22 protein-coding genes are annotated in these 23,740 nt (G+C 67.1%); 6 read left to right on the top strand and 16 right to left on the bottom strand.

Annotated elements, in window-relative coordinates; genetic code table 11:
• From C7T96_RS11905 to C7T96_RS11865, 9 genes are all read right to left on the bottom strand, one after another.
• Positions 1–921 carry a helix-turn-helix transcriptional regulator gene (locus tag C7T96_RS11905; RefSeq protein WP_106571463.1) on the bottom strand — a complete coding sequence of 307 codons (921 nt, stop codon included), beginning with the start codon at positions 919–921 and terminating at the stop codon, positions 1–3.
• A 73-nt stretch (positions 922–994) separates the two neighbouring features.
• Positions 995–1,453 carry a thioesterase family protein gene (locus C7T96_RS11900; protein WP_106571462.1) on the bottom strand — a complete coding sequence of 153 codons (459 nt, stop codon included), beginning with the start codon at positions 1,451–1,453 and terminating at the stop codon, positions 995–997.
• 15 nt (positions 1,454–1,468) lie between these two features.
• The gene (boxA, locus tag C7T96_RS11895; protein WP_106571461.1) at positions 1,469–2,665 is read right to left on the bottom strand and encodes a benzoyl-CoA 2,3-epoxidase subunit BoxA; all 1,197 of its coding nucleotides are present in this window, start codon (positions 2,663–2,665) and stop codon (positions 1,469–1,471) included.
• Between the two features lie 78 nt (positions 2,666–2,743).
• Positions 2,744–4,195, bottom strand: coding sequence for a benzoyl-CoA 2,3-epoxidase subunit BoxB (boxB, locus tag C7T96_RS11890; RefSeq protein WP_106571460.1), 1,452 nt, complete (start codon positions 4,193–4,195; stop codon positions 2,744–2,746).
• An 89-nt stretch (positions 4,196–4,284) separates the two neighbouring features.
• Positions 4,285–5,946, bottom strand: a complete 1,662-nt coding sequence (gene boxC / locus C7T96_RS11885; protein WP_106571459.1) for a 2,3-epoxybenzoyl-CoA dihydrolase — start codon at positions 5,944–5,946, stop codon at positions 4,285–4,287.
• Positions 5,947–6,071: 125 nt separating this feature from the next.
• Positions 6,072–6,599, bottom strand: a complete 528-nt coding sequence (locus C7T96_RS11880) for a DUF309 domain-containing protein (RefSeq protein WP_106571458.1) — start codon at positions 6,597–6,599, stop codon at positions 6,072–6,074.
• Positions 6,600–6,631: 32 nt separating this feature from the next.
• Positions 6,632–7,447, bottom strand: a complete 816-nt coding sequence (locus tag C7T96_RS11875) for an alpha/beta hydrolase (protein WP_106571457.1) — start codon at positions 7,445–7,447, stop codon at positions 6,632–6,634.
• A 1-nt stretch (position 7,448) separates the two neighbouring features.
• Positions 7,449–8,996, bottom strand: a complete 1,548-nt coding sequence (locus tag C7T96_RS11870) for a benzoate-CoA ligase family protein (protein ID WP_199190471.1) — start codon at positions 8,994–8,996, stop codon at positions 7,449–7,451.
• 256 nt (positions 8,997–9,252) lie between these two features.
• Positions 9,253–9,468 carry a hypothetical protein gene (locus tag C7T96_RS11865; RefSeq protein WP_106571455.1) on the bottom strand — a complete coding sequence of 72 codons (216 nt, stop codon included), beginning with the start codon at positions 9,466–9,468 and terminating at the stop codon, positions 9,253–9,255.
• A 115-nt stretch (positions 9,469–9,583) separates the two neighbouring features.
• Between C7T96_RS11865 and C7T96_RS11860 the strand changes: the two genes are divergently transcribed.
• The 6 genes from C7T96_RS11860 to C7T96_RS11835 all read left to right on the top strand — a co-directional run bounded on the left by C7T96_RS11860 (position 9,584) and on the right by C7T96_RS11835 (position 17,545).
• Positions 9,584–10,477, top strand: coding sequence for a LysR substrate-binding domain-containing protein (locus C7T96_RS11860; RefSeq protein WP_106571454.1), 894 nt, complete (start codon positions 9,584–9,586; stop codon positions 10,475–10,477).
• A gap of 201 nt (positions 10,478–10,678) precedes the next feature.
• Complete coding sequence (locus C7T96_RS11855; protein ID WP_106571453.1) at positions 10,679–12,502, top strand: ATP-binding protein; 1,824 nt, start codon at positions 10,679–10,681, stop codon at positions 12,500–12,502.
• The gene (locus C7T96_RS11850) at positions 12,499–13,839 is read left to right on the top strand and encodes a sigma-54 dependent transcriptional regulator (protein WP_106571452.1); all 1,341 of its coding nucleotides are present in this window, start codon (positions 12,499–12,501) and stop codon (positions 13,837–13,839) included. The genes C7T96_RS11855 and C7T96_RS11850 overlap by 4 nt, the downstream gene beginning before the upstream one ends.
• Positions 13,840–14,127: 288 nt before the next feature.
• Positions 14,128–15,129 (top strand): DctP family TRAP transporter solute-binding subunit, encoded by a 1,002-nt coding sequence (locus C7T96_RS11845; protein ID WP_106571451.1) that lies wholly within the window; start codon positions 14,128–14,130, stop codon positions 15,127–15,129.
• Between the two features lie 95 nt (positions 15,130–15,224).
• Complete coding sequence (locus tag C7T96_RS11840) at positions 15,225–15,920, top strand: TRAP transporter small permease (protein WP_106571450.1); 696 nt, start codon at positions 15,225–15,227, stop codon at positions 15,918–15,920.
• 5 nt (positions 15,921–15,925) lie between these two features.
• Positions 15,926–17,545 carry a TRAP transporter large permease gene (locus C7T96_RS11835; protein ID WP_106571449.1) on the top strand — a complete coding sequence of 540 codons (1,620 nt, stop codon included), beginning with the start codon at positions 15,926–15,928 and terminating at the stop codon, positions 17,543–17,545.
• Positions 17,546–17,681: 136 nt separating this feature from the next.
• Here the strand turns inward: C7T96_RS11835 and C7T96_RS11830 are convergent, their stop codons facing one another.
• From C7T96_RS11830 to C7T96_RS11800, 7 genes are all read right to left on the bottom strand, one after another.
• On the bottom strand, positions 17,682–18,161 hold the full coding sequence (locus C7T96_RS11830; protein ID WP_338036304.1) for a TspO/MBR family protein: 480 nt from the start codon (positions 18,159–18,161) through the stop codon (positions 17,682–17,684).
• A gap of 83 nt (positions 18,162–18,244) precedes the next feature.
• Positions 18,245–18,646, bottom strand: coding sequence for a DUF3307 domain-containing protein (locus tag C7T96_RS11825; RefSeq protein ID WP_238719866.1), 402 nt, complete (start codon positions 18,644–18,646; stop codon positions 18,245–18,247).
• Positions 18,647–18,984: 338 nt separating this feature from the next.
• Positions 18,985–19,410: an arsenate reductase (glutaredoxin) gene (gene arsC / locus C7T96_RS11820; protein ID WP_106571447.1), complete on the bottom strand. Its 426-nt coding sequence runs from the start codon at positions 19,408–19,410 to the stop codon at positions 18,985–18,987.
• 15 nt (positions 19,411–19,425) lie between these two features.
• Positions 19,426–20,517: an ACR3 family arsenite efflux transporter gene (arsB, locus tag C7T96_RS11815; protein ID WP_106571817.1), complete on the bottom strand. Its 1,092-nt coding sequence runs from the start codon at positions 20,515–20,517 to the stop codon at positions 19,426–19,428.
• Between the two features lie 29 nt (positions 20,518–20,546).
• Positions 20,547–21,056, bottom strand: a complete 510-nt coding sequence (locus C7T96_RS11810) for an arsenate reductase ArsC (protein ID WP_106571446.1) — start codon at positions 21,054–21,056, stop codon at positions 20,547–20,549.
• Positions 21,053–21,433: a metalloregulator ArsR/SmtB family transcription factor gene (locus tag C7T96_RS11805; RefSeq protein WP_106571445.1), complete on the bottom strand. Its 381-nt coding sequence runs from the start codon at positions 21,431–21,433 to the stop codon at positions 21,053–21,055. The genes C7T96_RS11810 and C7T96_RS11805 overlap by 4 nt, the downstream gene beginning before the upstream one ends.
• Positions 21,434–21,625: 192 nt before the next feature.
• Positions 21,626–22,948: an acetamidase/formamidase family protein gene (locus C7T96_RS11800; RefSeq protein WP_106571444.1), complete on the bottom strand. Its 1,323-nt coding sequence runs from the start codon at positions 22,946–22,948 to the stop codon at positions 21,626–21,628.
• Between the last annotated feature and the right edge of the window lie 792 nt (positions 22,949–23,740).

The raw sequence follows: 23,740 nt of genomic DNA, 5'->3' as shown, positions 1-23,740 counted from the left end.
CTACCCCGCCGGGCGGCCGAGGCCTTTGAGCTTGTCCATCACCTCGGCCAGACAGTCCTGCGGCGTGCGGCCCGAGGTTTCGATATGCAGGCCGGCGCGGGCGTAGAGCGCCTCGCGGCTGGTCAGGATCGATTTCAGCTCCTCCATCGCCGCCGGATTGCCGGCCATCGGCCGTGTGTCGCCCTGGGCGCGCACCCGGGCCATGTGCTCCTCGGGCGCCGCCTTCAGCCAGACGGTATGAAAGTTGCGCAACAGGATGTCGAAGGTTTCCGGCTCGGCGACGATGCCGCCGGCCGCCGCAAGCGCGATGTCCTCGCAGGTGGCGATGACGCGCTCGAGCGCCTGGCGTTCCAGCCGCCGATAGCCTTCCTGGCCGTAAAGCGCCATCACCTCCGTCACCGGCATGCCGCTCGCCGCCTCGATCTCCTCGTTCAGCTCCATGAACGGCAGGCCGAGCGTGTCGGCCGCCATGCGCGCCAGCGTCGATTTGCCGGCACCGCGCAGGCCGATGAAGGCGATGCGCCGGGCACGCCTGAGCGCCGGGTTCTGCGGATCGAGGATGGCGATCACCCGCCGGCGCTCCTCGGCCGTCGCGCGCTGGAAAAGCCGCGTCACGGTGCCCGCCTCCGACGCCCACGGATCGTCGGCGGCGACCAGCCATTCGATCTTCAGGTCGAGCGCCTCGGCGATGCGCCGCAGAAGCAGGATGGAAATATTGCCTTCGCCGCCCTCGAGCTGGGCCAGATAACGCTGCGAAACCCCCGACTTTTCCGAAAGCACCCGCCGCGACAGGCCCTTGCGGGCGCGCGCCGTGCGCACGCGTTCGCCGACCAGCGCCAAAAGGGCCCGGTTGGCCGCGTCCTCGCCGGCGGCCGTTTCCGGCGGCCTTGCCCGTCCATCGAAGCCGACGATCTCGTCCATGCACTCACGATCCGTTCCAATTTATGCATTATAATGCACAAATTGCCGAGATTCGCAAGAACGGCCGTCGCCGTCAGCCGGATACCGCCAGCGGCCCGATCAGGGCGCGGATATCCGGCGGCGCGGCCATCTTGCGGAACGATTTCGCCTCGACGAACACGCACACGAACGTGCCCTCGAAACACAAGCCCCCGTCCTGGCGTCCGGCGACCGAAAACCGCACCGAGCTTTCGCCGAGTTTTATGAGCGTCACCGCGCAGGCAAGCGGGTGCCGGGGCGTGACCGGCGCGCGGAAATCGAGGCTCATATGCACGAACGGCGTGCCGACATTGCGGTCGAGATTGAGCCGGTACCAGTCCTGGCCGACATGCGCCTCCCACCAGGCGTCGATCGCCTCGAGCGCGAAATACGGAATGCGGCCGGTATAGGCGATCAGCGCCGGATCGCAATCGGCCCAGCGCACATGCACCGTGTGCACGAAACCGCTGCCCGCCTCGGCCTGAGACGCCTTGTCGTCGGTCCTGGCATCCATCGTCCAGTTGCTCCGCTAATAGGTCTCGACATGGTAGCGGCCGGTGTCGCGCATCGTGTCGCGCACCGCCTTCCAGTCGAGCCCCGCCCCGCGCGCGATGTCGGCAAAAGCCTCTTCCACGCCGGCTTCCATCGCCTTGAGCCCGCACACATAGACATGGGTGGTGTCGGAGGCCAGCATGGTCGCGATCTTGTCCTTTTCGACCCGCATCCGGTCCTGCACATATTCGCGCGGCGTCCCCTCCACCCGGCTAAACACCAGATGCTTGTCGAGCAGCGCGTCCGGCACCTTTTTCAGCGGGCCGAAATAGGGCAGCGAATCGGGACGGCGCGCGCCGAACACCAGCATCATGCCGCCGGTCTCGCCAGACGCGGCGCGCTGGCGGCGCATGGTGAAGCCGCGAAACGGCGCCGAGCCGGTTCCCGTGCAGATCATCAAGATCGCGGCGCGCGCATCGTTCGGCATCAGGAAGGTCGAGCCGAACGGCCCCGTCAGCTTGACCTGGTCGCCGCGCTTGAGATCGCAGACATAGTTGGAGGCCAGCCCGTGCGGCTCGCGCTTGACGGTCAAAGACAGGTTGTTGGTGTTCGGGCGCTCGCCGTCGCGCGGCGAGGACACCGAATAAAGCCGCATGCGGTGCGGCCGACCGTTTTCGTCCGTGCCCGGCGGCGCGATGCCGACACTCTGGCCCTCCAGCACCGGAAACGAGGTCGTGCCCAGATCGAGGATGATGTGGCGCACGTCGGAATCGGCATTGTCGCCGGTCAGCCGGTAATTGCCCTGCACGGTGGCGACGGCCGGGCTGGCGGCGGTGAACAGGTTGACCGTCGGCTTGGCCGCGGAGGCCGGCGCCTTGGCCGCGCCGCCTGCGCCCTTGTGCGCCTCGGCCAGAAGGGCGGCGACCTCGTCGTCCAGCGCCTCGATCGCGCCGCCGCCCGCCCCGTCCCCGGCCTCGAACTCCTCCTGTTCGGGCAGCTCCATCCAGGACAGCTGCTCCTCCAGCGAATAGGGCGTCTTGACGATCCGCCAATTGTCGATCGAGCCGGTCGGGCACGGGGCGATGCAGGCCATGCAGAAATCGCAGATCGAGGCGTCGACCACGACATTGTTGTCGTCGTGGGTGATCGCGTCGATCGGGCACGCCTCCTCGCAGGTGTGGCAGCGGATGCAGATTTCCGGATCGATCAGATGCTGTTTGACGAGCGCGGTCATGAAAATCTTCGCTCCGGGGTTCTGGTTTCAAGACCGGTCCCGCGCCCCCTCTGGCGGGCGCGCAGGCCGGGTCTCGCCTTACGCCATGTGCAGCTGCACATACTCGAAATCGCCGGGCTTGTTGTCGATCCCCACGCGCGGCGGCGCGATCCAGCCGGCGAACTTGCCCGGCTCCCACACCGGCACCATCAGCGAGGCGATATAGTCGCCGTCGGCTTTCGACGGCAGCCATTCGTCGCGCTTCTTGTCCCATTCCTCCTTCGACACGATCTCGCCGTCGGGGGTGATGTTGGCCTGGCCGAACACGCCGATCTGGCGATGGAAACCCGGATGCGGCAGCTTCATCTCGAACGGGATGCCGATCTTGGCGATCATCGCGTTCCAGCGGTTCACGCCGCCCTGGGAGTCGCGGATATAGTCGTCGCGCAGCCGCATGTTGATCGCCGACAGCGCCGGCAGATCGGCCGTCACCACCTTGCCGTCGACGAGCTGGACGACAGGATAGGTCGCATCCTTGAGCTGGTGGTCGTCGTCGATCTTGGTTTCCTGATAGCGGCCCTTGATGCCGGCGGCGAACGCGTTGGCGGCGTTGGTGGACACTTCCGAGCCGAACAGGTCGAGCGACAGCGTGTAGTGCAGGTTGAGCTTCTTCTGGATCGTCGGCAGGTCGATGACGCCGAGCGCGCGCACCGCCTGGATGTCGTAGGGATCCTCGATGCCGGCCTCCTTCATCGCCTCGCAGGTGCGCTGGATGACCCGGCCCACGCCGGTCTCGCCGACGAACATGTGATGCGCCTCCTCCGTCAGCATGAAGCGGCAGGTACGCGACAGCGGATCGAAGCCGGACTGGGCCAGGCTTTCGAGCTGCATCTTGCCGTCGCGATCGGTGAAATAGGTGAACATGAAGAAGGACAGCCAGTCGGGCGTGGCCTCGTTGAAGGCGCCCAGCATTCGCGGCGCCTCCTCGGACCCCGACGAGCGGCGCAGCAATTCGTCGGCCTCCTCGCGGCCGTCGGCGCCGAAATATTTCTGCAAGAGATAGACCATCGCCCACAGATGCCGCCCCTCCTCGACATTGACCTGGAACAGGTTGCGCATGTCGTAGAGCGACGGCGCGGTCTTGCCGAGATGGCGCTGCTGTTCGACCGAGGCCGGCTCGGTGTCGCCCTGGATGACGATCAGCCGGCGCAGCATGGCGCGGTGTTCGCCCGGCACTTCCTGCCAGGCCGGTTCGCCGTATTGTTCGCCGCACGGGATGCGGCGATCCTCGACCTGCGGCGCGAGCAGGATGCCCCAGCGATATTCCGGCATCTTGACGTAGTCGAACTTGGCCCAGCCCTTCGGATCGACCGAGATCGCGGTGCGCAGATAGACCAGCGATTCCTGGAATTTCTGCGGGATCAGGTCGTTCCACCAGTTGATGTAGCCCGGATGCCACTTCTCCAGCGCCTTGAGAACGCGCCGGTCGGACGAAAGCCCGACATTGTTGGGGATCATCGTGTCGTAGGAAACATTGATCAGTTCGGACATAGGTCACTCCCGCAAGACTGTAAGCCGTGATTGGTCGCCGGGGCGAAGGAAACGGGCCGGCCCGAACGGCCGTGCGCCGTGGACGGTCCTCACACCCTCTTCATGTCGAATTCGCCGCGCAGCCCGGTGCCGTAGCGCTGCAGCGCGCCGGTCTCGCCGACCGCGTTGGGACGCTGGAATATCCAGTTCTGCCAGGCCGTCAGCCGGCCGAAAATGCGCGTCTCCATGGTTTCGGGCCCGGCGAAGCGCAGATTGGCCTCCATGCCGGTGAGCGCGTCGGGCGAAAAGCTCGCCCGCTCCTCCAGGAAGATGCGCACCTCGTCCTCCCAGTCGATGTCGTCGAAGGCGAAGGTGACCAGGCCGAGCCCGCTCGCCGCGTCCGCCTCCAGCGCCTCACCGATCCGTTCCTCGGCCGCCCCGACGCTCGCCGGCTCGCCGAGAAAGCGCGTCTCCAGGCGCGTCAGGTCGTTCGACATCGGGTACGGCCCGAAATTGCCCTTGGTCAGGGTCAGCGTCGCGACCGGGCGGTTGTCGCCCTCGAACTCGCCGTCGGCCATATAGGAGCGGTCGGCGGCGAAGGCGAGTTCGGCCAGGGGACCCGCGAAACAGGAGCCCGGCTCGATCAATGCCGCCAGCGAGCGCGAGGTCATGTCGACGCGTTTCAAAACCCGCTTCCAGTAAAGCAGGATCTCGTTGGCGAGCCAGTCGTCGCGATTGTCGAGCAAAAACGCTTCGTGCGCGGCGACCAGAGCCGGGTCGCCCTGGCTGCGAAACACGATGACACCGATCTCGAGTTCATTGTTGCGCAGATGCAAAATGGCGTCGTCGAGTTCGCGCGCCGCCCGCAGCATCCAGCTTTCGGCGCCCTCGGCGTGCAGCGCCTCGACGGAGGCCGGCGCCGGGGCGTCGGGACCGTGCACGGTCAGCCGCGCGATGCGCTTTTCGCGGTCGATCTCGACCTCGACGCTCGAATAGGTCGCCGATCCGTCCTCGGAAAAATCGCGCTTGAGCGGCGTCAGCGTAATCCCCTTGGCGTCGGCGGGCCGCTTCGACTTGGCCGCGTATTCCCGCGCGCGGGCCGCGACCGTCTCGGCGAATTTGGTGTTGGGCACGACGTCGTCGACCAGACGCCAGTCCTTGGCCCGGCGCCCTTTCACCCCCTCCTCGATCGAGCAGAACACGTCGGCGTGGTCGCGGCGTACCTTGCGCTTGTCGGTGACGCGGGTGAGCCCGCCCGTGCCCGGCAGCACGGCCAGGAGCGGCACTTCCGGCAGCGCGACCGAGGACGAGCTGTCGTCGGCCAGGATGATGTGGTCGCAGGCGAGCGCCAGTTCGTAGCCGCCGCCCGCGCACGCGCCCTTGACCGCGCAGATGTAATATTGCCCGGACTCCGCCCCCGCCGCCTCGAACGTGTTGCGGGTCTCGTTGGTGAATTTGCAGAAATTGACCTTGTGGGTGTGCGCCGCCCCGCCCAGCATGCGGATATTGGCGCCGGCGCAGAACACCCGGTCCTTGCCCGACTGCAGGACAACGACCTTGATTTCGGGATGCTCGAAGCGCATCCGCTGGACCACGTCCGCCAGCTCGATATCGACGCCGAGATCGTAGGAATTGAGCTTGAGCTCGTAGCCCTCGAACAGGCCGCCATTCTCGTCGACATCCATGAACAGATGCGCGACCTCGCCGTCATAATCGATCCGCCAGTGGCGATACTGCGACGGGTCGGTCTGGAAATCGATTGTCTTGGCCACGCTCTGCCTCCACCTTGCTGCTGCACTCTAGTGCAATATGATGCAAATTCCAAGCCCGATTGGCTCAATTATAGCGATATTTCGCCGATTGCTCCGCAGATTTCATGCTCAATATGAATTATAATTCATGTTTTCCATGCCAATACGGGCCGCCGTGCCACAAGGCGCTCCAAGGCGCCGGAGCCGGCCTCCGCGTCGATCGCCGCGGCGAAGGCGATCGACGCCTCGGCGAGCTGCGCCACGTCGACCCCCATCACGCGCTCCGTTCGGCCATGCCCGGCGTTCCACAGGCAGTCGGCCGCGTGATGGGCAAGACGGCCGGCCGCGCGCGGCCGGCCCATGCCGAGCTTCAGGCAGCAATTGGCCAGCTGGATCATGCCCTGGACGAGCATCCGCTCGGCGCTGTTGGGCCTGAGCCCCATCCACACCGGCTCCCAGACCTCGTGCGCCTCCCAGAAGAAGCCGTTGCCGTAGAGCGCGAAACCGTAGAGCCAGGCCTGGTTGTCGGCCCAGCCGGCCGGATCGGTCGTCTCCGGCGCGGCATCGGCGATGTCGATGAAGACCCCGCTTTCGGGCCGGCGCGTCACGCCGGGCACGAAGGCGGTGTCCGGCAGCGGCCAGGCCGCGACTTGACCGAAAATGCGATCGGACATGCTGTTTTCCGGCACCGTTCGCGCCTCGCCGGCTATGCCGCCTCCGCCTCGGCCGCCTCGATCGCGTCGAGCCGCGCCACGAACTCGGCCATCGCCGCGAGCGTGCGGGCCGGCTGGTCGACATGCGGCGAATGCCGGCAGTCTTCCAGCATCGCAATGTCGACCGGATTGTAGCTCTGCGTCTCGAGCGCCTCGATCTGCGCGCGCGAGCCGTACTGGTCGTCGACGCCCTGGATCGCCAGCACCGGCACGCGGATATAGGCGATCACCTCCTCGATGTTCCAGGCTTCGAATGTCGGATCGAGCCAGGCGTCGTTCCAGCCCCGGAACGCATTGTCGACATCGCGATGATAGCGCCCGAGCCGCGCGCGCAGGTCGCCCTCGTCATAGGCCTGGCGCGCGTCGCGGATCGCGTCGAGCCCCATCGGCTCGGTGAAGAAATGCGGCGCCATCAGCACCAGCCCGCGCACCCGGTGGTCCTGGACCGAGCCGGCATAGATCGCGGCGATCGAGGCGCCGTCGGAATGGCCGGCGAGCACGCCTTTCTTGAAGCCGATCGCCTTGAGCACGTCGGGCAGCACGTCGACCGCCTCGCGGGTCATGTAGTCGAGCGGGCGCGGCAGCGCTGCCGCGTCCGAGCGGCCATATCCCTGCCGGGAATAGGCGAACACCCCATAACCGGTCGCCTCGGCGAGCTTTTGCGGGAAATCGCGCCACAGCTCGACGCAGCCGAGCCCCTCGTGCAGGAGCACGATCGTCGGCGCGCGCTCCGGCGTCGGGCCGTAGCCCCTGCCCTCGAGCGACACGCCCCGGGTCCGGATCACCATGCTTTCGCCGCTGGTCCACATGTCAGGCAGCTCCTTGTCTGAGTTTGAAACGCTGGATCTTGCCGGTCGCCGTCTTCGGCAGGTCGGGCACGAAATCGATCCGGCGCGGATATTTCCAGGCGCCGACCTTGGCCTTCACATGGTCCTTGAGCGCCTGCTCCAGCCCGTCGCCCGCGACCTTGGTCTTCAAGACGACGAAGGCGCGCGGCTTTTCCAGCCCCGCCTCGTCGCGGTCGGCCACCACCGCCGCCTCCAGCACCTCGGGATGGGTCACCAGCGCCTGCTCGACCTCGAACGGCGACACCCAGATGCCGGAAACCTTGAACATGTCGTCGGTGCGCCCGCAATAGACGAAGCGGCCCTCGGCGGTGCGCTCGTATTTGTCGCCGGTGCGCGTCCAGCGCCCCTCGAAGGTCGAGCGGCTCTTCTCGCGCTGGTTCCAGTAATTCTCCGCCGCGGAGGGACCGTCGACCAGAAGCTCGCCGACCTCGCCGACCCCGACCTCGACGCCGGTCTCGTCGACCAGCCGCAGCGCGTAGCCCGGCACGGCCACGCCCGACGTGCCGTAGACGATGTCGCCGGGCGCGTTCGACAGGAAGATGTGCAGCATCTCGGTCGAGCCGACCCCGTCGATAATGTCGACGCCGGTCGCCGCCTTCCAGCCATTGCCGATTTCGGCCGGCAACGCCTCGCCGGCCGACACGCAAAGCCTGAGCCTGTCCATCCCGTCCGGCCGCGCCCCGCCGGCGGCGGCCACCATGGCCGCGTAGAGCGTCGGCACGCCGCAAAAGATCGTCGGCCTGATCTGGGCGATGGCGGCGAACATGTCGTCCGGCGTCGGCCGCCCCTTGAACAGCGCCGCCGTCGCGCCGGCCGCCATCGGAAACGTCATCGCGTTGCCGAGCCCGTAGGCGAAAAACAGCTTGGCCGCCGACAACACGACATCGTCTGCCCGCATGCCGAGAATTTTTGCGCCGAACGTATCGGCGGTCGCCTTCAGGCTGCCATGCAGGTGGCGAACCCCTTTCGGCCGGCCGGTCGAGCCCGACGAATAGAGCCAGAAGGCGCATTCGTCCGCGCTCGCCTCGACCGTGCCGCCGTCCCGGCTGGTGGCGAGTTCGGCGGCGAAATCGGCATGCCCGTCCGCCGCGCCGCCGACCACGAACACCGTGGCGAGCTCCGGCAGCCGGCCGAGAATCGGCGCGACCACCGGCAGGAGCTCGCGCGACACGAACAGCGCCTTGGCGCGGCTGTCGGCCAGGATGATCTCGTAATAATCGGCCGAAAGCAGCGTGTTGAGCGGCACCGGCACGACGCCGGCCTTCAGCGCGCCCCAGAAGATCACCGGAAACTCGATCTGATCGAGCACGATCATCGTAGCCCGGTCTTCGCGCCGCACCCCGTGGCGGCAAAACAGGTCGGCCATGCGGCCGGCCTCCCGCGACAGGTCGGCATAACTCAGCCGCCGCCCCTCTTGCCCGCATTCGACGAAGGCAACGGCCTCGCCGCGCCCCGCCGCGACATGCCTGTCGATGAAATAGGCGGCGGCGTTGCCGTTCTCCTGACCCAAAACCATCCTCCTCCCGAATGCGATTCTGGCTCCGCGACAACCATATGATCAGGCGGCGGATTTATGCGATATCATGCACAAACACGCCGCGAAAGGCAAGCATTCTCCTGGAGGCGAACGCATGGATTGCAAACCATTCCATCCGCATCAGCCTCGTTTCGGCTTTTTTGTCAAAAACTTGACCCAAGGCAGCGACCATAATTGCATTATATTGCAGATGTCGCGGAAGTGCGGACCCTCCCGGCCACCATGCCGTTCAGATCATGTCGGGCCAGTCCGGGCGCTGCGCGCGCCGTCCGCGCGGGTCGTTGCCGTCGGCAAAGCCCATGTCGCGCCGGAGATGATCGGGAAGCGTGCGCGGATCGAGGCGACGCCGACGCGAACGCGGCCGGACGAGGAAAGCCGCGACACGCCCGATCCAGGACCGGCCACGCGGCGCCAAAAGTCGCGAGAGATAATCTGCGCTGGCCATGGCACACCGCCTTCCCTATGTTTGATTATTGATGCGTCGATCGGGACTCTGACCGGAAAAGCCTAGATTTTCCAATCAAACGGCAACCGGAACACATAAGGGAGTTTTATCCATCATGGTTGCGCCGCTCCCGCCCATGGCTGCGCTGCGCGCCTTCGAGGCCGTCGCCCGGCACAATAGCTTCACCCGCGCTGCCGGCGAGCTCGGCATGACCCAGGCCGCGGTCAGCTATCAGATCAAGGTTCTGGAGGAGCGGGTCGGCGTGCCGCTTTTCGTCCGCCGCCCGCGCCGGATAGAGCTGACCGAGACCGGCAGCCGCCTGGCGCCGGCGATCGGCGAGGCCTTCGAGCGGATCGCCGCCGCCTGGCAGGAGGCCCGCCACGGCGCGCAGGGCACGCTGGTCATCAACACGCTGCAGACATTCGCCTCCGCCTGGCTCGCGCGCCATATCGGCTCTTTCCAGATCGCCCATCCCGGCATCGCGGTCCGCATCGAGACCGACCAGAAGGTCATCGATTTCGCCCGCGACGAGGCCGACATCGCCGTTCGTTCGGGCTCCGGCGGCTGGCCGGGCCTGATCGAGCACGAACTGATCGGCACCGACTTTTCGCCGATGCTGTCGCCCGGGCTGGCCGCCTCGGCGGGCGGGCTGCGCGAGCCGGCCGACCTGCTGAAGCTGCCGATCGTGTCGCCCAACGACCCCTGGTGGCCAGACTGGCTGGCGCGCGCCGGGCTTGCCCCCGACGCGCTCGCCGGACGGCCGCACACCAGCCTGGGGTCGCAGGCCGTCGAGGCGAGCGCCGCGATCGCCGGCCAGGGCGTGGCCCTGTTGACGACGGCCTTCTACCGCCAGGAGATCGAGGCGGGCCTACTGGTCCAGCCCTTCGACATCGTCGGCACGGAGGGCCAAGCCTATTTCCTGGTCTATCCGCAGGCCCGGCGCAACGCGCCCAAGACGCGCGCCTTTCGCGATTGGATCCTGCCGCTGTTCGACCGGCAGCCGCGCTGAGGGCGCGCGCCCCGCGGCGCCGGCCGCGCTTGATCCAGGTCATGGCGTGGCCGCATCGTTCGCGCCACCTGTGGCAGGCCAGCATGCGCACCGCCAGAAAAGGCTGGACGCGCACCGATATTTTGCCCAAACCATGGCAAAACAAGTGCGCCGCCGCACCACGACGACACGGTCGCGGACAAGGCGCACGGGGAGGAGAATGTGGGTCCGGCCGAAATCCATGCCGGCGAAAGCCTGATCCGGAGGCGCTATGCGCGCATCGGCTTCGCGGTGCTGGCCGCCACGCTGGTCTGCGGCGCGGCGCTGGCCTGGCTCGGCTATGCCTTCGGCAGCGCCCAGGCCCGGCGCGCGGTCGAGGCGTCCGCCAGCGAGGCGCTGGCCCTGCAATCCGAGACCCTGTCGGGCGTGCTCGAAAAATACCGCCTCCTGCCGCCGCTGCTGGCGCGACGCGACGACATCATCGCCCTGTTCGCTCCGCCGCATGACGGCGAGGCGCGTGCGGCGGCCCGCCACGTCGCCTTCGAGATCGCCGGCTATTCCGGCGCCAAGGATGTCGCCTTCGCCGATGCGACCGGTCGCATCTTCGCCTCCGCGCGCGGCATATTCGACAATTCGCGCCTCAACGAAAACGCCCTGCTCGACGCCGCGCGACAGGGCCGTCTCGGCCGCGAGACCCGGTCGGACGACAATGAACGCGCCTACGTGTTCGCCGCGTCCGTCCGGCGCGGCGGCGCGCTGGTCGGGGTGATCGCGGTCTATGTGCGCATCGACCGGATCGAGCAGACCTGGTCGCTTTCGGCCAACCCGATCGCCGTGGCCGATGCCGGCGGCCTGGTCTTCATCTCCAACCGCACGCAATGGAACCAGCGCCGCCTGTTCGGCCCGGCGGGCGGCGACGCGGTTCTGAGCGGCGATCCCGACGGAGACGGCGTGGTCGCCGAAACCGGCGAATCCGGCCTCGGCTATATTTCCGCCCGGCGTGACCTGCCCTTGATGGGCTGGACCCTGCATGTGCTGGCCGACCGCGCGCCGGTGGTGGCCGCCGGACGCACGGCCAGCCTCGTCGTCGTGCTGGCGGCCCTGCTCGCCGGCAGCCTCTCCTTCTTCCTCGTCAAGCGCCGCGAGGCCTTCGCGCTGCGCCAGGCGCGCGCTGAGGCCGAAGCGCACCGGCTCGAACATCTGGTCCAGGAGCGCACCGCCGACCTGACCCAGGCCAACGCGGCCCTTGCCCACGAGGTCAGGGAACGCACCGAGGCCGAGGCGCAATTGCGCAAGACCCAGAACGAGCTCATCCAGGCCGCCAAGCTGGCCGCGCTCGGGCAGATGTCGGCCACGCTCAGCCACGAATACAACCAGCCGCTGGCCGCCATCCGCACCTATGCCGACAATGCGACCGCGCTTCTGCAGCGCGGCCGCGCCGAGTCCGTCCGCGAGGCGCTGACCCGCATTTCCGGTCTCGTCGACCGCATGTCGGAACTGTCGCGCACGCTGTTGTCGTTTGCCCGCAAGCCGGGCACCGAAATCGGCGATGTCGCGCTTGCCCCGGTGCTGGAGGAGGCGCTGATGCTCGTCGGACCGAGGGCGCGCAATGCCGGCATCGAGATCCGGCGCGAGGCGATCGTGCCCGACCTCGCGGTGCGCGGCGGCAAGCTGCGCCTCACCCAGGTGGTGGTCAACCTGCTCAACAACGCGCTCGACGCGCTCTGCGGCATCGGCTCGCAGGGCCGGCCGGACGCGCCCCTGGTCACGATCGGCGCGCGCCGCCTCGGCGAGCGCGTCGCGCTGACCGTGGAAGACAACGGTCCCGGCATTCCCGACGCGCTGCGCGAGCAGGTGTTCGAACCGTTCTTCTCCACCAAGGGCGTCGGCGAAGGCGTCGGCATCGGCCTGTCGATCGTCTACAATATCGTGCGCGAATTCGGCGGCGCGGTGCACGTCTCCGCCGTCCCGGGCGGCGGCGCGCGCTTCACCGTTCTGCTGTCGGCCGCCGCCGCCCCCCCGCAGACGCTCGCCAAAGCCTCATGAGCGACGCCCGCGTCCTGCTTGTCGACGACGACGACGATCTGCGCCCCGCCCTCGTCCAGGGTTTCGAAATCGAGGACCTCGCCGTCACCGCCTACCGCAGCGCGGAGGAGGCGCTGCCCGACATCGGCCGCGAGCTCTATGGCTGTATCGTCACCGACATCCGCATGGCCGGCATGGGCGGCATGGAACTCATGCGCCGCTGCCTGGAGATCGACCCGGCGCTGCCGGTCGTGCTGATCACCGGCCATGGCGAGGTTGCGCTCGCCGTCCAGGCGATGCGCGACGGCGCCTACGATTTCATCGAAAAACCCTTCCCCGTCCACCGCCTGACATCGGTGGTACGCCGGGCGATCGAAAAACGCCGCCTGGTGCTGGAAAACCGGGTCCTGCGCGAAACGCTCGACGCCTCCGGCGACCTGGAATCGCGCCTGGTCGGTCGCAACCCGGCCATGCGGCGCCTGCGCGAGGAGATCGCGGCTCTGGCCGGCACCGACGCCGACGTGCTCATTCTGGGCGAAACCGGCTCCGGCAAGGAAGTCGTGGCGCGGGCCCTGCACGATTTCGGCGATCGCGCGCGCGCCAATTTCGTCGCCATCAATTGCGGCGCGCTACCGAAGGAGATTTTCGAAAGCGAACTGTTCGGCCACGAGGCCGGCGCCTTCACCGGCGCCCAGAAAATGCGCATCGGCAAGCTGGAGCACGCCGACGGCGGCACCGTCTTCCTCGACGAGATCGAATCGATGCCGCTCGAGCTGCAGGTCAAGCTGCTGCGCGCCATCGAACACCGCACCGTCGAACGTCTCGGCTCCAACCGCTCGATCCCGCTCGACGTGCGCTTCGTCGCCGCCAGCAAGGCCGACCTCAAGGCCGAGAGCGAGGCGCGCCGCTTCCGCGCCGACCTGTTTTACCGGCTGAACGTGGCGACGCTGAAGATCGCGCCCTTGCGCGAGCGCGGCGACGACATTCCGCTGCTGTTCACCCATCTGGCGCGCGAGGCGCGCGCCCGCTACCGCCGCGACATGCCCGAAATGAACCCGGCGCTGGAAGCCGAGCTCACCGCCCATGACTGGCCGGGCAATGTGCGCGAACTGCGCAATGTCGCCGATCGCTGGGTGCTCGGGCTGTGGCGCGGCTTTTCGCCGGATGCGCCCGTCGCGGCCGGGGGCGCCAGCACGCTTGCAGACAGGCTCGCCGCCTTCGAGCGCTCGGTCATCGAGGCCGAATTGAAACGCCACGGCGGACGCCAGAAAGAGACCTACGAAGCGCTCGGCATCTCGCGCAAGGGCCTTTACGACAAGATGAAAAAGCTCGGACTTGGTGGGCACGACGATGGGTAGATATCCACCCACGGCGCTGGCGCGATGTGTGATCGACGTAACATCGCCACTTCAAGCGGATCGGGCGGTCGCGGGCGCACAGACGCCCAGCCGCCTGATTTGAAAGCATTTCTTAAGAAAAGCCTGCGGCGTCTCGAAACTGGCACCGCTCTTGCTAGCAAGACGACGAGCGGCGCGTCCGCCGCCACGGCGCGGACCGCTGCCGCGCTCCCCGGGGAGCGCAAGCGCGGCGGAAGCCGTGGATGTGAAAGCACAACCGGGCCTGGGCCCACCAAGTGGAGGACGATCATGAAAAAGCTTCTCGGCGCCGTATCGGCGCTCGCCATGGCGCTGTTTGCCGGACAGGCCGTCGCGTCCGAAGGCTGCGACGATGGCGAGATGGTCATCAAGTTCAGCCATGTCGTGGCCGCGACCGGCCACCCCAAGGGCGACGCCGCCACGCTTCTGGCCGAGCGCGTCAACAAGGAGATGGACGGCAAGGCCTGCATGGAGGTGTTCGCCAACTCGACCCTGTTCGACGACGACAAGGTGATGGAGGCGCTGCTTCTCGGCGACGTCCAGCTCGCCGCCCCGTCGCTGTCCAAGTTCGAGGCCTACACGCTGAAATACCGGCTGTTCGACCTGCCCTTCATCTTCGCCGACCTGAAAGCCGTCGGCGCCTTCACCGGCAGCGAGGCCGGCAAGAACCTTCTCAAGGTGATGGAGGACCAGGGTTATACCGGACTCGGCTACTGGATGTCGGGCATGAAATATTTCTCCGCCAAGAAGCCGCTCCTGGTGCCGACCGATGCCAACGGGCTGAAATTCCGCGTCCAGACCTCCGACGTCGCCGTGGCGATGATCGAGGCGATGGGCGCCTCGGCCCAGAAACTGGCCTTCAAGGAAGTCTACGGCGCGCTGCAGACGGGCGTCGTCGACGGCCAGGAAAACTCCTGGTGCAACATCTACAAGCAGAAATTCTTCGAGGTTCAGGACGGCATCTCGGAGACCAACCACCAGGCGCTGGCCTATCTGCTGGTCACCTCGACCGAGTGGCTGAACGGCCTCGACGCCGACGTCCGCGACCAGTTTCTGGCGATCGCCGAGGACGTCACCAACGCCGCCAATGACGAGGTCGGCAAGAAGGAAGCCGACTGCCGCCAGGGCATCCTCGACGCCAACGGCGAAATCCGCACCCTGACGCCCGAGCAGCGGACCGAATGGGTCAAGACCATGAAGCCGGTCTGGGACAAGTTCGAGGGCGATATCGGCAAGGACCTGATCGACGCCGCCGCGGGCGCCGGCTCCTGATCGTAAAAGACGCGGACACGGCCGGGGCGACCCGGCCGTGTCCTTCTCCTGCCGCGCCTTAAAGCGCGGCCGGTCCAAAGCGGGGGAACCATCCAATGGCATTGTTGTGGCCGATCCTCGGCCTGATCGCGCTCGTTGTGATCCTCTTCGCGGCCGAGCGGCGCTGGCCCGAGGCGATCACCCGGCTTGAAGAAAACTTCATCGCCGCGCTGATGGCGATCATTACCCTGGTGTCGTTCTTCCAGGTCGTCGCGCGCTACGGTTTCAACACCGGCTGGAGCGGCGCGCTGGAACTGACGCGTATCCTGTTTGCCTGGCTGATCCTGTTCGGCATGAGCTACGGCATCAAGCAGCACATGCATCTGGGCGTCGACGCCTTCATCCGCTTCCTGCCCAAGCCCGCCTTCCGCGTCGTGGCCGTGTTCGGCGCGTTTTGCGCCTTCCTCTACGCCTTCATGCTCTTGCATGCCGGCTGGCTCGCCTGGTTCGGGGTCGACGTCAGCACCAATTGGCGCCAGACCGGCGCCATCGGCTACTGGAAATTCATGTTCGACCGCGGCACCGGCCTCGACGATCTGCGCTGGCCGGAGCTGATCCAGTCGCTGTTCGGCACCCAGGAGCGGGTGCAGCGCTGGATCGCCTATCTGATGCTGCCGATCGGCCTTTCGCTGCTCGCCTTCCGGTCTCTGGAAGCCATGATCGCCATCCTGCGCGGCGAGCGGGAACTGGTGATCGCCGGCCACGAGGCCGAGGAGCTCGTCTCCGAACACAAAGACATCCTGAAGGACTGAGCACCATGGAAGCCGCCATTCTGTTCGTTCTCGTCCTGGGTCTGTTGTTTCTCGGCGTGCCGGTCGCCGTGTCGCTCGGCCTGTCGTCGATCATCATCATCGCCTTCTTCTCCGCCGATTCGATGTCCTCGGTGGCGCTGCAGCTTTTCACCGCCTCGCAGAACTACACGCTGCTCGCCATCCCCTTCTTCATCCTCGCCTCCGCCTTCATGTCGACCGGCGGCGTGGCCAGGCGCATCATCCGTTTCGCGATCGCCACGGTCGGCCATTTCCGCGGCGGCCTGGCGATGGCGAGCGTCATGGCCTGCATGCTGTTTGCCGCGCTGTCCGGCTCCTCGCCGGCGACCGTGGTCGCCATCGGCACGATCGCCATCGCCGGCATGCGCCAGGTCGGCTACAGCAAGGACTTCGCCGCCGGCATCATCGCCAATGCCGGCACGCTCGGCATCCTGATCCCGCCCTCGATCGTCATGGTGGTCTATTCCGCCGCCACCGACGTGTCGGTCGGGCGCATGTTTCTGGCCGGCGTCGTGCCCGGCCTCGTCGCCGGGCTGATGCTGATGGCGGCGATCTACGTGCTGGCGCGCATCCGCAACCTGCCGGCCGAGGAGTGGAAGGGGTTCGGCGAAATTCTGGCCGGCGGCAAGGAGGCAGGCTGGGGCCTGTTCCTGATCATCATCATTCTGGGCGGCATCTATGGCGGCGTCTTCACGCCCACCGAGGCCGCCGCGGTCGCGGCCGTCTACGCCTTCTTCGTCGCGCTGTTCGTCTATCGCGACATGGGCCCGCTCAAGGGCTTGCGCTGGATCCAGGACACCGACAGCAAGCGCGCCCGCGTCGGCTTTTCGGCCCTCGTCTACGCCCTCGCCTTCTTTTTCGTGTTCATGATCCTGTCCTTCTTCGCCACCGCCGAATGGGAAGGCGTGACCGCGGGCGGCCGCGCGCTCGTCGGCCTGGTGCTGTCGCTCGCCGTCATGGTCGCCTACGCGGTGTGGCGCGACCGCGAATCCAACCCCTTCAACATTCCCGGCTACATCGTCGCCGGCCTGCCGATCTGGGGCCGCAATGTCGCGCTGATGGGCCGCAACTTCTTCCGCATGTTCTTCAACGAGGACACGCGCAAGGTCATGACCGACGCGTCGAAGACGACGATCATGCTGATGTTCATCATCGTCAACGCGCTGCTTTTCGCCCATGTCCTGACCTCGGAGCGCATCCCCGACGCCATCACCGACCTGATGATCGGCTACGGCTTCAACTGGTTCACCTTCCTGATCGCGGTCAACCTTTTGCTGTTGCTCGGCGGCCAGTTCATGGAACCCTCCGGCCTGCTCCTGATCGTGGCGCCGGTGGTGTTTCCGATCGCCATGGAACTCGGTGTCGACCCGGTCCATCTCGGCATCATCATGGTGGTCAACATGGAGATCGGCATGATCACCCCGCCGATCGGCCTCAACCTGTTCGTCACCTCCGGCATCACCGGCATGAGCCTGATCCAGGTCGTGCGCGCCGCCGCCCCCTTCGTGGCGGTGCTGTTCGCCTTCCTGATCCTGGTCACCTATGTGCCGGTCTTGTCGACCTGGCTGCCCTACAGCCTGATGGGCCCGGAGATCGTGACGCGCTGAGCCGGCGACGGCGCGCCGGTGTTCTGACGCCCGGCTCGAACCGTTCTGCTTTCCGCGGGATCGCAGACCGGCTCCAACCTATTGTTTTGACGCGTTTCCGAACGGCGAACCGGCTTCCACTTCGCCTGGAAACGCTTTAATTGAGGATCGCGATCGACAGGTTGAGGAGGGCGGCGAAGCCGACCCAGGCCGCATAAGGCACAAACAGGGCGGCGGCCAGGCGGTCGGCGCGCCAGCGATTGACCGCGAAGCCGACGACCAGCAGCGCCATGGCGACGATCACGACGAATGCCGGCCAGACCAGGTGCAGCGCGAAGAAGACCGGCGACCAGAGCCAGTTCAGCGCCATCTGCCCGTACCAAAGTTTCATGGCGGTGCCGTCATGGTCGGCGAGGAAGGTCCGCCAGCCGGCAATGGCGATCAGCACGTAGAGCGTGAACCAGACCGGGCCGAAGATCCAGTTCGGCGGGCTGAAGGGCGGTTTTTGCAGGCCCGCATACCACGCGCCCGGCACCGTCGCAGAACCGATCAGAGTGCCGACGCCGATGACGACGGCCAGAAACGCCGCCAGCAGCAAGAGTGATCCGGGGCGGCGATACTCGTCATTCGAACTCAAGGACATGTTCCTTCAAACGCGACAGGCCGCTTTTGGTTTCACGCCGAAAGGCGCCTGCGGCACGCGCGCCGGCGCGCCGCCTGTCAGACCACGGACCGTGCCGCCAGCCGCAGCGCGCCCGCCGTCATCGCCAGATAGGTCATATGATGCAGGAACTGGTCGAAGCCGTGCATGGCCCAGAAGGCGGCCGTATCGGGGCCCTTGCAGCTTTTCATGCCGTGGCGGGCCTTGGCGTGGTCGATCAGAAAATGCACGGCGAACTCCGCCGCCATGAAGGCCGCCAAAAGCGGCAGTCCAAGCCCGGCCAGGAGCAGCGCCGGCACCGAGCCGAGCGCGTGCACGCCGGCGTGACAATAGCCGCCCGGCTGGTCGAAATGCCCCTTGGCGCGGATGACCCAGCGTGGCTGCAGCAGATAATCGGCAATGAAATGCTTGGCCTGCAGGCACGCAAGCACGCCGAACGCCAGCATCAATTCGTCGGCCAAATAAAGCCTCCCCAGGGGCGCGACCGGACAATCCGGCGGTTGCCGGCATCGGTCACACCCTTACACACACTAGAACATGACGACGGCGCAAGGAAACAGCAGCGTCGCCGCAAGCCGCGGCCGGCTTGCGTGCCCAGTCTCGTCATGAAAGCCGGCCTTGCAAGGGGGGCGTGCAACGATCTCGCTGCAACACTGTCGCAGGCCCCGCGTCGGCGGCGCCGCGGCATTGCGATCACGGCAAAAACATCCGCGCCAGGCGCAAAAGCGCCGCCGCCCCGCGGAAACGTGCCGCCCGAACCGGCAGGCGGCCGGCACAAGCGGCCGCCGGCGCGGGCCCGTCAACCGCAGGCATGTCTGTCCGCACCGGCGGCCGCCGTCGCGCCGTCCAGGCCCTCGAAAGCGCCGGGCCCGGCATCCGGCAACAGCGCCAGCACGCGCTCGTAGGGCCGGCAGAGCGCGGTGCCCTTGGGGCTTTCCACGATCGGCCGGTTGATCAGGACCGGGTGCGCGACCATGGCATCGATCAGCGCGTCGTCGCTCCAGGCGCCCTCGCCCAGGCCGAGCTCGTGATAGGGCGCGGCCTTGTCGCGCAGGACGGCGCGCGGCGCCACGCCCATCGCGGCGATCAGCGCGACCAGTTTCTCGCGCGTCGGCGGCGTCTTGAGATACTCGACCACGACCGGCTCGACGCCCGCCTCGCGGATGGCGGCGAGTGTCTTGCGTGACGTGCCGCAGGCCGGGTTGTGGTAGATGGTGATCGTCATGCGTGTCTCGTCGTTCTATTTGCTATCGGGCCCCGGCGGAAACCAGTGCCGGGTGCGGTTGGCGAAGGCCACCAGCGACAGCATCACCGGAACCTCGACCAACACGCCGACCACCGTGGCAAGCGCCGCTCCCGAATTCAAGCCGAACAGGCTGATGGCGACGGCCACGGCCAGCTCGAAGAAATTGGACGTGCCGATCAGCGCGCAGGGCGCCGCGACGTTGAACGGTATTTTCCACGCCTTCGCCGCCGCATAGGCGAGAAAGAAAATGCCGTAGGACTGGATCAGCAGCGGCACGGCGATCAGCACGATCAGTATCGGCCGGGCGACGATCACATGGCCCTGGAAACCGAACAGCAGCACCACCGTGACCAGAAGGCCGATCACCGAGACCGGTTTCAGCGACGCCGTGAAACGGGAAACGGCCTCCTGCGCGGCCCTGCCTTCGGCGCGCCGGGTGAGCCAATGGCGCGTCAGCGCGCCGGCGACAAGCGGGATCACCACATAGAGCCCGGTCGCCAGAAGCAGCGTCTCCCAGGGCACGGCGATGTCGGTGACGCCGAGCAGCAGCGCGACGATCGGCGCGAAGGCGAAGATCATCACCACGTCGTTGAGCGACACCTGCACCAGCGTATAGGTGGCGTCGCCGCGCGTGAGCTGGCTCCACACGAACACCATCGCCGTGCATGGCGCAGCCCCCAGGAGGATCAGCCCGGCGATATATTGCTGTGCATCGGCCGGCTCGATCCAGGGCGCGAACACATGCTCGAAGAACAACACGCCGAGCGCGGCCATGGTGAAGGGCTTGACCAGCCAGTTGACCGCCAGCGTCAGCACCAAGCCCTTCGGCCGGTCGCCGATCTGGCCGAGGCTGGAAAAGTCGACATTGACCATCATCGGAAACACCATCGCCCAGATCAGCACGGCGACGACGAGGTTGACGGAGGCGTATTCGAGACCGGCGAGCAGGCCGAACAGACCGGGCACCAGATTGCCGAGCGCGATGCCGGCGACGATGCACAGCGCCACCCACACCGACAGATATTTTTCGAAAAAGCCGATGCCGCCGGCAGAAGCCGCGGCGCGGTTGAAAACCTGGTCTGTCATGCGCTTGTCCTGCGGGGTTCGGTCGAGGGTCATCCGGCCTTGGCGACATCGCCACCGATGGCGTCGAGCCGCTTTTGCAGCGTCAGTCGGTCGATCGAGGCGAGCGGCAGGCTGGTGAAGACGGCGATGCGGTTCGACAACATGCGGTAGGCGTCGGCGAAGGCGAGGTTTTTCTCCGCCTCCGTGCCCTCGGCCGCGGCCGGATCGGGCACGCCCCAATGCGCCGACATCGGCTGGCCGGGCCAGATCGGACAGCTTTCGGCCGCCGCGCTGTCGCAGACCGTGAAGACGAAATCCAAGGTCGGCGCGTCGGGTCCGGAAAATTCCTCCCAGCTTTTGGAGCGCGCGAAGCCGGTATCGTGGTTCATCGCCTCAAGCAGCCGCAGCGTGGCCGGATGGACGGCGCCTTTCGGCTGCGAGCCGGCCGAAAACGCCCTGAAGCGCCCGTTTCCGACCCGATTGAGGATCGCCTCGGCAAGGATCGAACGGGCCGAGTTGCCCGTGCACAGAAAAAGGACGTTGTAGATCCGTTCGCTCATGACACCCCTGTCCACGCATCGTGTTCGGTTGCTTCGTGTTCGTCCCGCCGCAAGCAGGTCGCCGCCGCGATCGCCGGCCGGCACAGGTCCGGCGCGCCGTTGCAGCAATCCTCCATCAGGAAGGCGAGCAGGTCGCGAAACCCGGTCATGTCGGCGGCGTAGCACACGCTGCGGCCCTCGCGCCGCGCCGCGATCAGCCCGGCCCGGTCGAGCACCTTCAAATGCGCCGACATGGTGTTTTGCACCGTCGACAGGCGCGCCGCGATCTCGCCGGCCGCAAGCCCGTCGGGCCCGGCGCGCACCAGAAGGCGAAACACCTCCAGCCGGGTCTCCTGGCCGAGCGCGGCCAGCGCGTCCAGAGCGGCTATCTTATCCATAATTCCAGAAATCCGGATATTTCGACTTGCGGTCGTCTAACCCGCGCGGTCGCGGCGCGCAAGCGAAAAATCAGGGGTCGGCATGCGATCGTCCGGCTTGGGCGCGGTCACCGCATCGCGCCCGCCCGGACAAACCGGCGATGGCGCCGGCGCGCGGGCCGCGCGATGCGACCCGCGCGGCCGGGGCCGGCTTCACAGATTGTACTGCTCGCGCGCGTAGCCGCCCAGGCCGACGGCGTCGAGCCGGGCGAGCGGGGCGAGCAGGGTGACCTGGATGACGCCGGGCGCGCGGCCGATCTCGATCGCGCCGTTGATCGTCGCCCGGTTGCGCACCTCGGCAACGCTCAGGCCGAGCAGCGTCGCCGCCCGCTGCAGCCCGTTGTCGATCGCCGCGTTCATGTCGGCCGCCGTGCCGATCACCGAGACCGGCGCCAGCTCCTCGACCGTATCCATGCCCCACCCCTTGGCCAGCCGCAGCGCGCGGGCGCGCTCGTCGGCGCTGAACGGGCGCGCCAGCGGCGGCAGGTCCTCCAGCAGCGGAAACAGCACCGGCCCGTCGATCGGATACTCCTTCACCACCTCGACCTGCAGCGTCACGCTGCCGGCGACGTCCATCGTGTGGCCGGCGATCTCGCCGTCGCCCTGGGCGGCGTGCATGTCGCCCATATAGACGCCGGCCCCCTTCACCTTGACCGGCGCGATCAGAATCGCGCCCGGCCGCACGGCATCGATATCCATATGGCCGTCGGTCTTGTGGGCCGCCAGTTGCTCGGCGGTGATCGCATAGTCGTGCGGCGCGCCGACCAGGAAGGCGCCGAAATCGCCGGCATTGTGCGAATCCGGCAGAGCGTGCGACGGCGTGGTGCCGAGCTGGCCGAGGAAGGGGCGCATGCGCACCATCACGCCGGCCATGTCCGACGGCGCGAAGGCGAGGATCGGATGCTGCACCGAGCGGTCGGGCAGCGCGGCGTAGTGATGGGCGTTGCGCGCGATCGTCTCGGCCGCCGCCTTCGGCACCGTAACGCCGACCTGGCGCGTCTCGTCGAACACCACCGTGTAACCGTGCACGATCTCGAACGGTTTGACCGCGTTGCCGCAGCGGTCGCACTTGACCGCGTCCTGGCCGATCCCCTCGAGATGGGTTTCCGGCCACAGCGCGTCGCAGGTCGGGCAGCGCGCGGCGACATAGGGATCGCCGAGGCAGAACCCCTCCGGCGAGGAATCGTGGCCCGACGCGGTGGCGAGCGCGGTCACGGTGATGTCGCGAATGCGGATCGCGATGCCGTCGCCGGGCTCGGCCCCGTCGACATGGACCGGCTGCGTCACCTCATGGCCGCCGCGCAGGCGCGGCGTGATCATCGGCCCCCAGCAGCCGGGCGCGGTGTTGGCGATGATGGTGCCGCCGTTCTCGACCGGGCCGAGCATCGGTGCGTCCGGGTCGAGCACGCTGTTGGTGAATCCCTGCACGACGACGCTGCGCCGCGGCGCGGTGGAAATTTCGGCTGGTTTGTTCATGGTCGGGATGGCTCCTCTCATGCGCGTGGATGACCGCTCCGGCGGGGCATCCGGTGCGTCTCGGCGTCTCGGCGTCCCGCCCTGCGTGACGACAGGCTAGGCGCACCGCCGGCGTCTGACCAGAGCGCAGTCCCGCCTGTCCGATGGGCCATGGCCGTCGCGACCTCGTCGGCAAGCCGCAGACTGCGAAGGATCGACGCAAAATTGCCGGACGCAGGCGAAACGCCGGCGGCACGGGCCGGAATAGCCAGGACAGGCGAAAGAACGCCCGCCCCTCTTCGCTCGATGCGCCGGAGCCACGGCCGCCCCCGCGCGCCCAATCCGCGGCGGTTGGCCTAAAACGGGGTGATTCCAAAGCGGTTCTGCCGGAAGCGAAAGAAATCCCCGACCCGGAACAAGACCGCGCCCGCGGCCCGCCTTTCGGCGCGCGACGCCCCCGGGCGCGCGCGACGCCAACTGCCGTGAGATCGGGAAAATGGTGGGCCCGGAGGGCTAACGCATTCGCTATGATTTCAATGAGTTACGAGTAGGTGCGGGAGAATCGGAGCCCACATTTCACTTATGTTTTTCGATGTGTCTCCCGCATCGCTCGACATAGATGATCTATTTGGGCCTGGAGACCCCTTGGTCGCAAAGGAGGCAGAAGCGGCGGTGGGGCTAGCGTTGTCGGTGACGTGCTCCCCTGAATGTACCCATTCATAGGCTAGCGCTGTTCACGTTGTGGTCCATTCGTGACCGGGTTGCAAATTCGTTCGGTGTGAGGCCCTCAAGGCTCGTGTGCGGTCGATGCAG

It is taken from the genome of Nitratireductor sp. StC3 (assembly GCF_003015025.1).
Lineage (GTDB): Bacteria > Pseudomonadota > Alphaproteobacteria > Rhizobiales > Rhizobiaceae > Mangrovimarina > Mangrovimarina alexandrii.
Note: the sequence above shows the minus strand (reverse complement) of the source record. Positions and strands in the feature narration are given on the sequence as shown.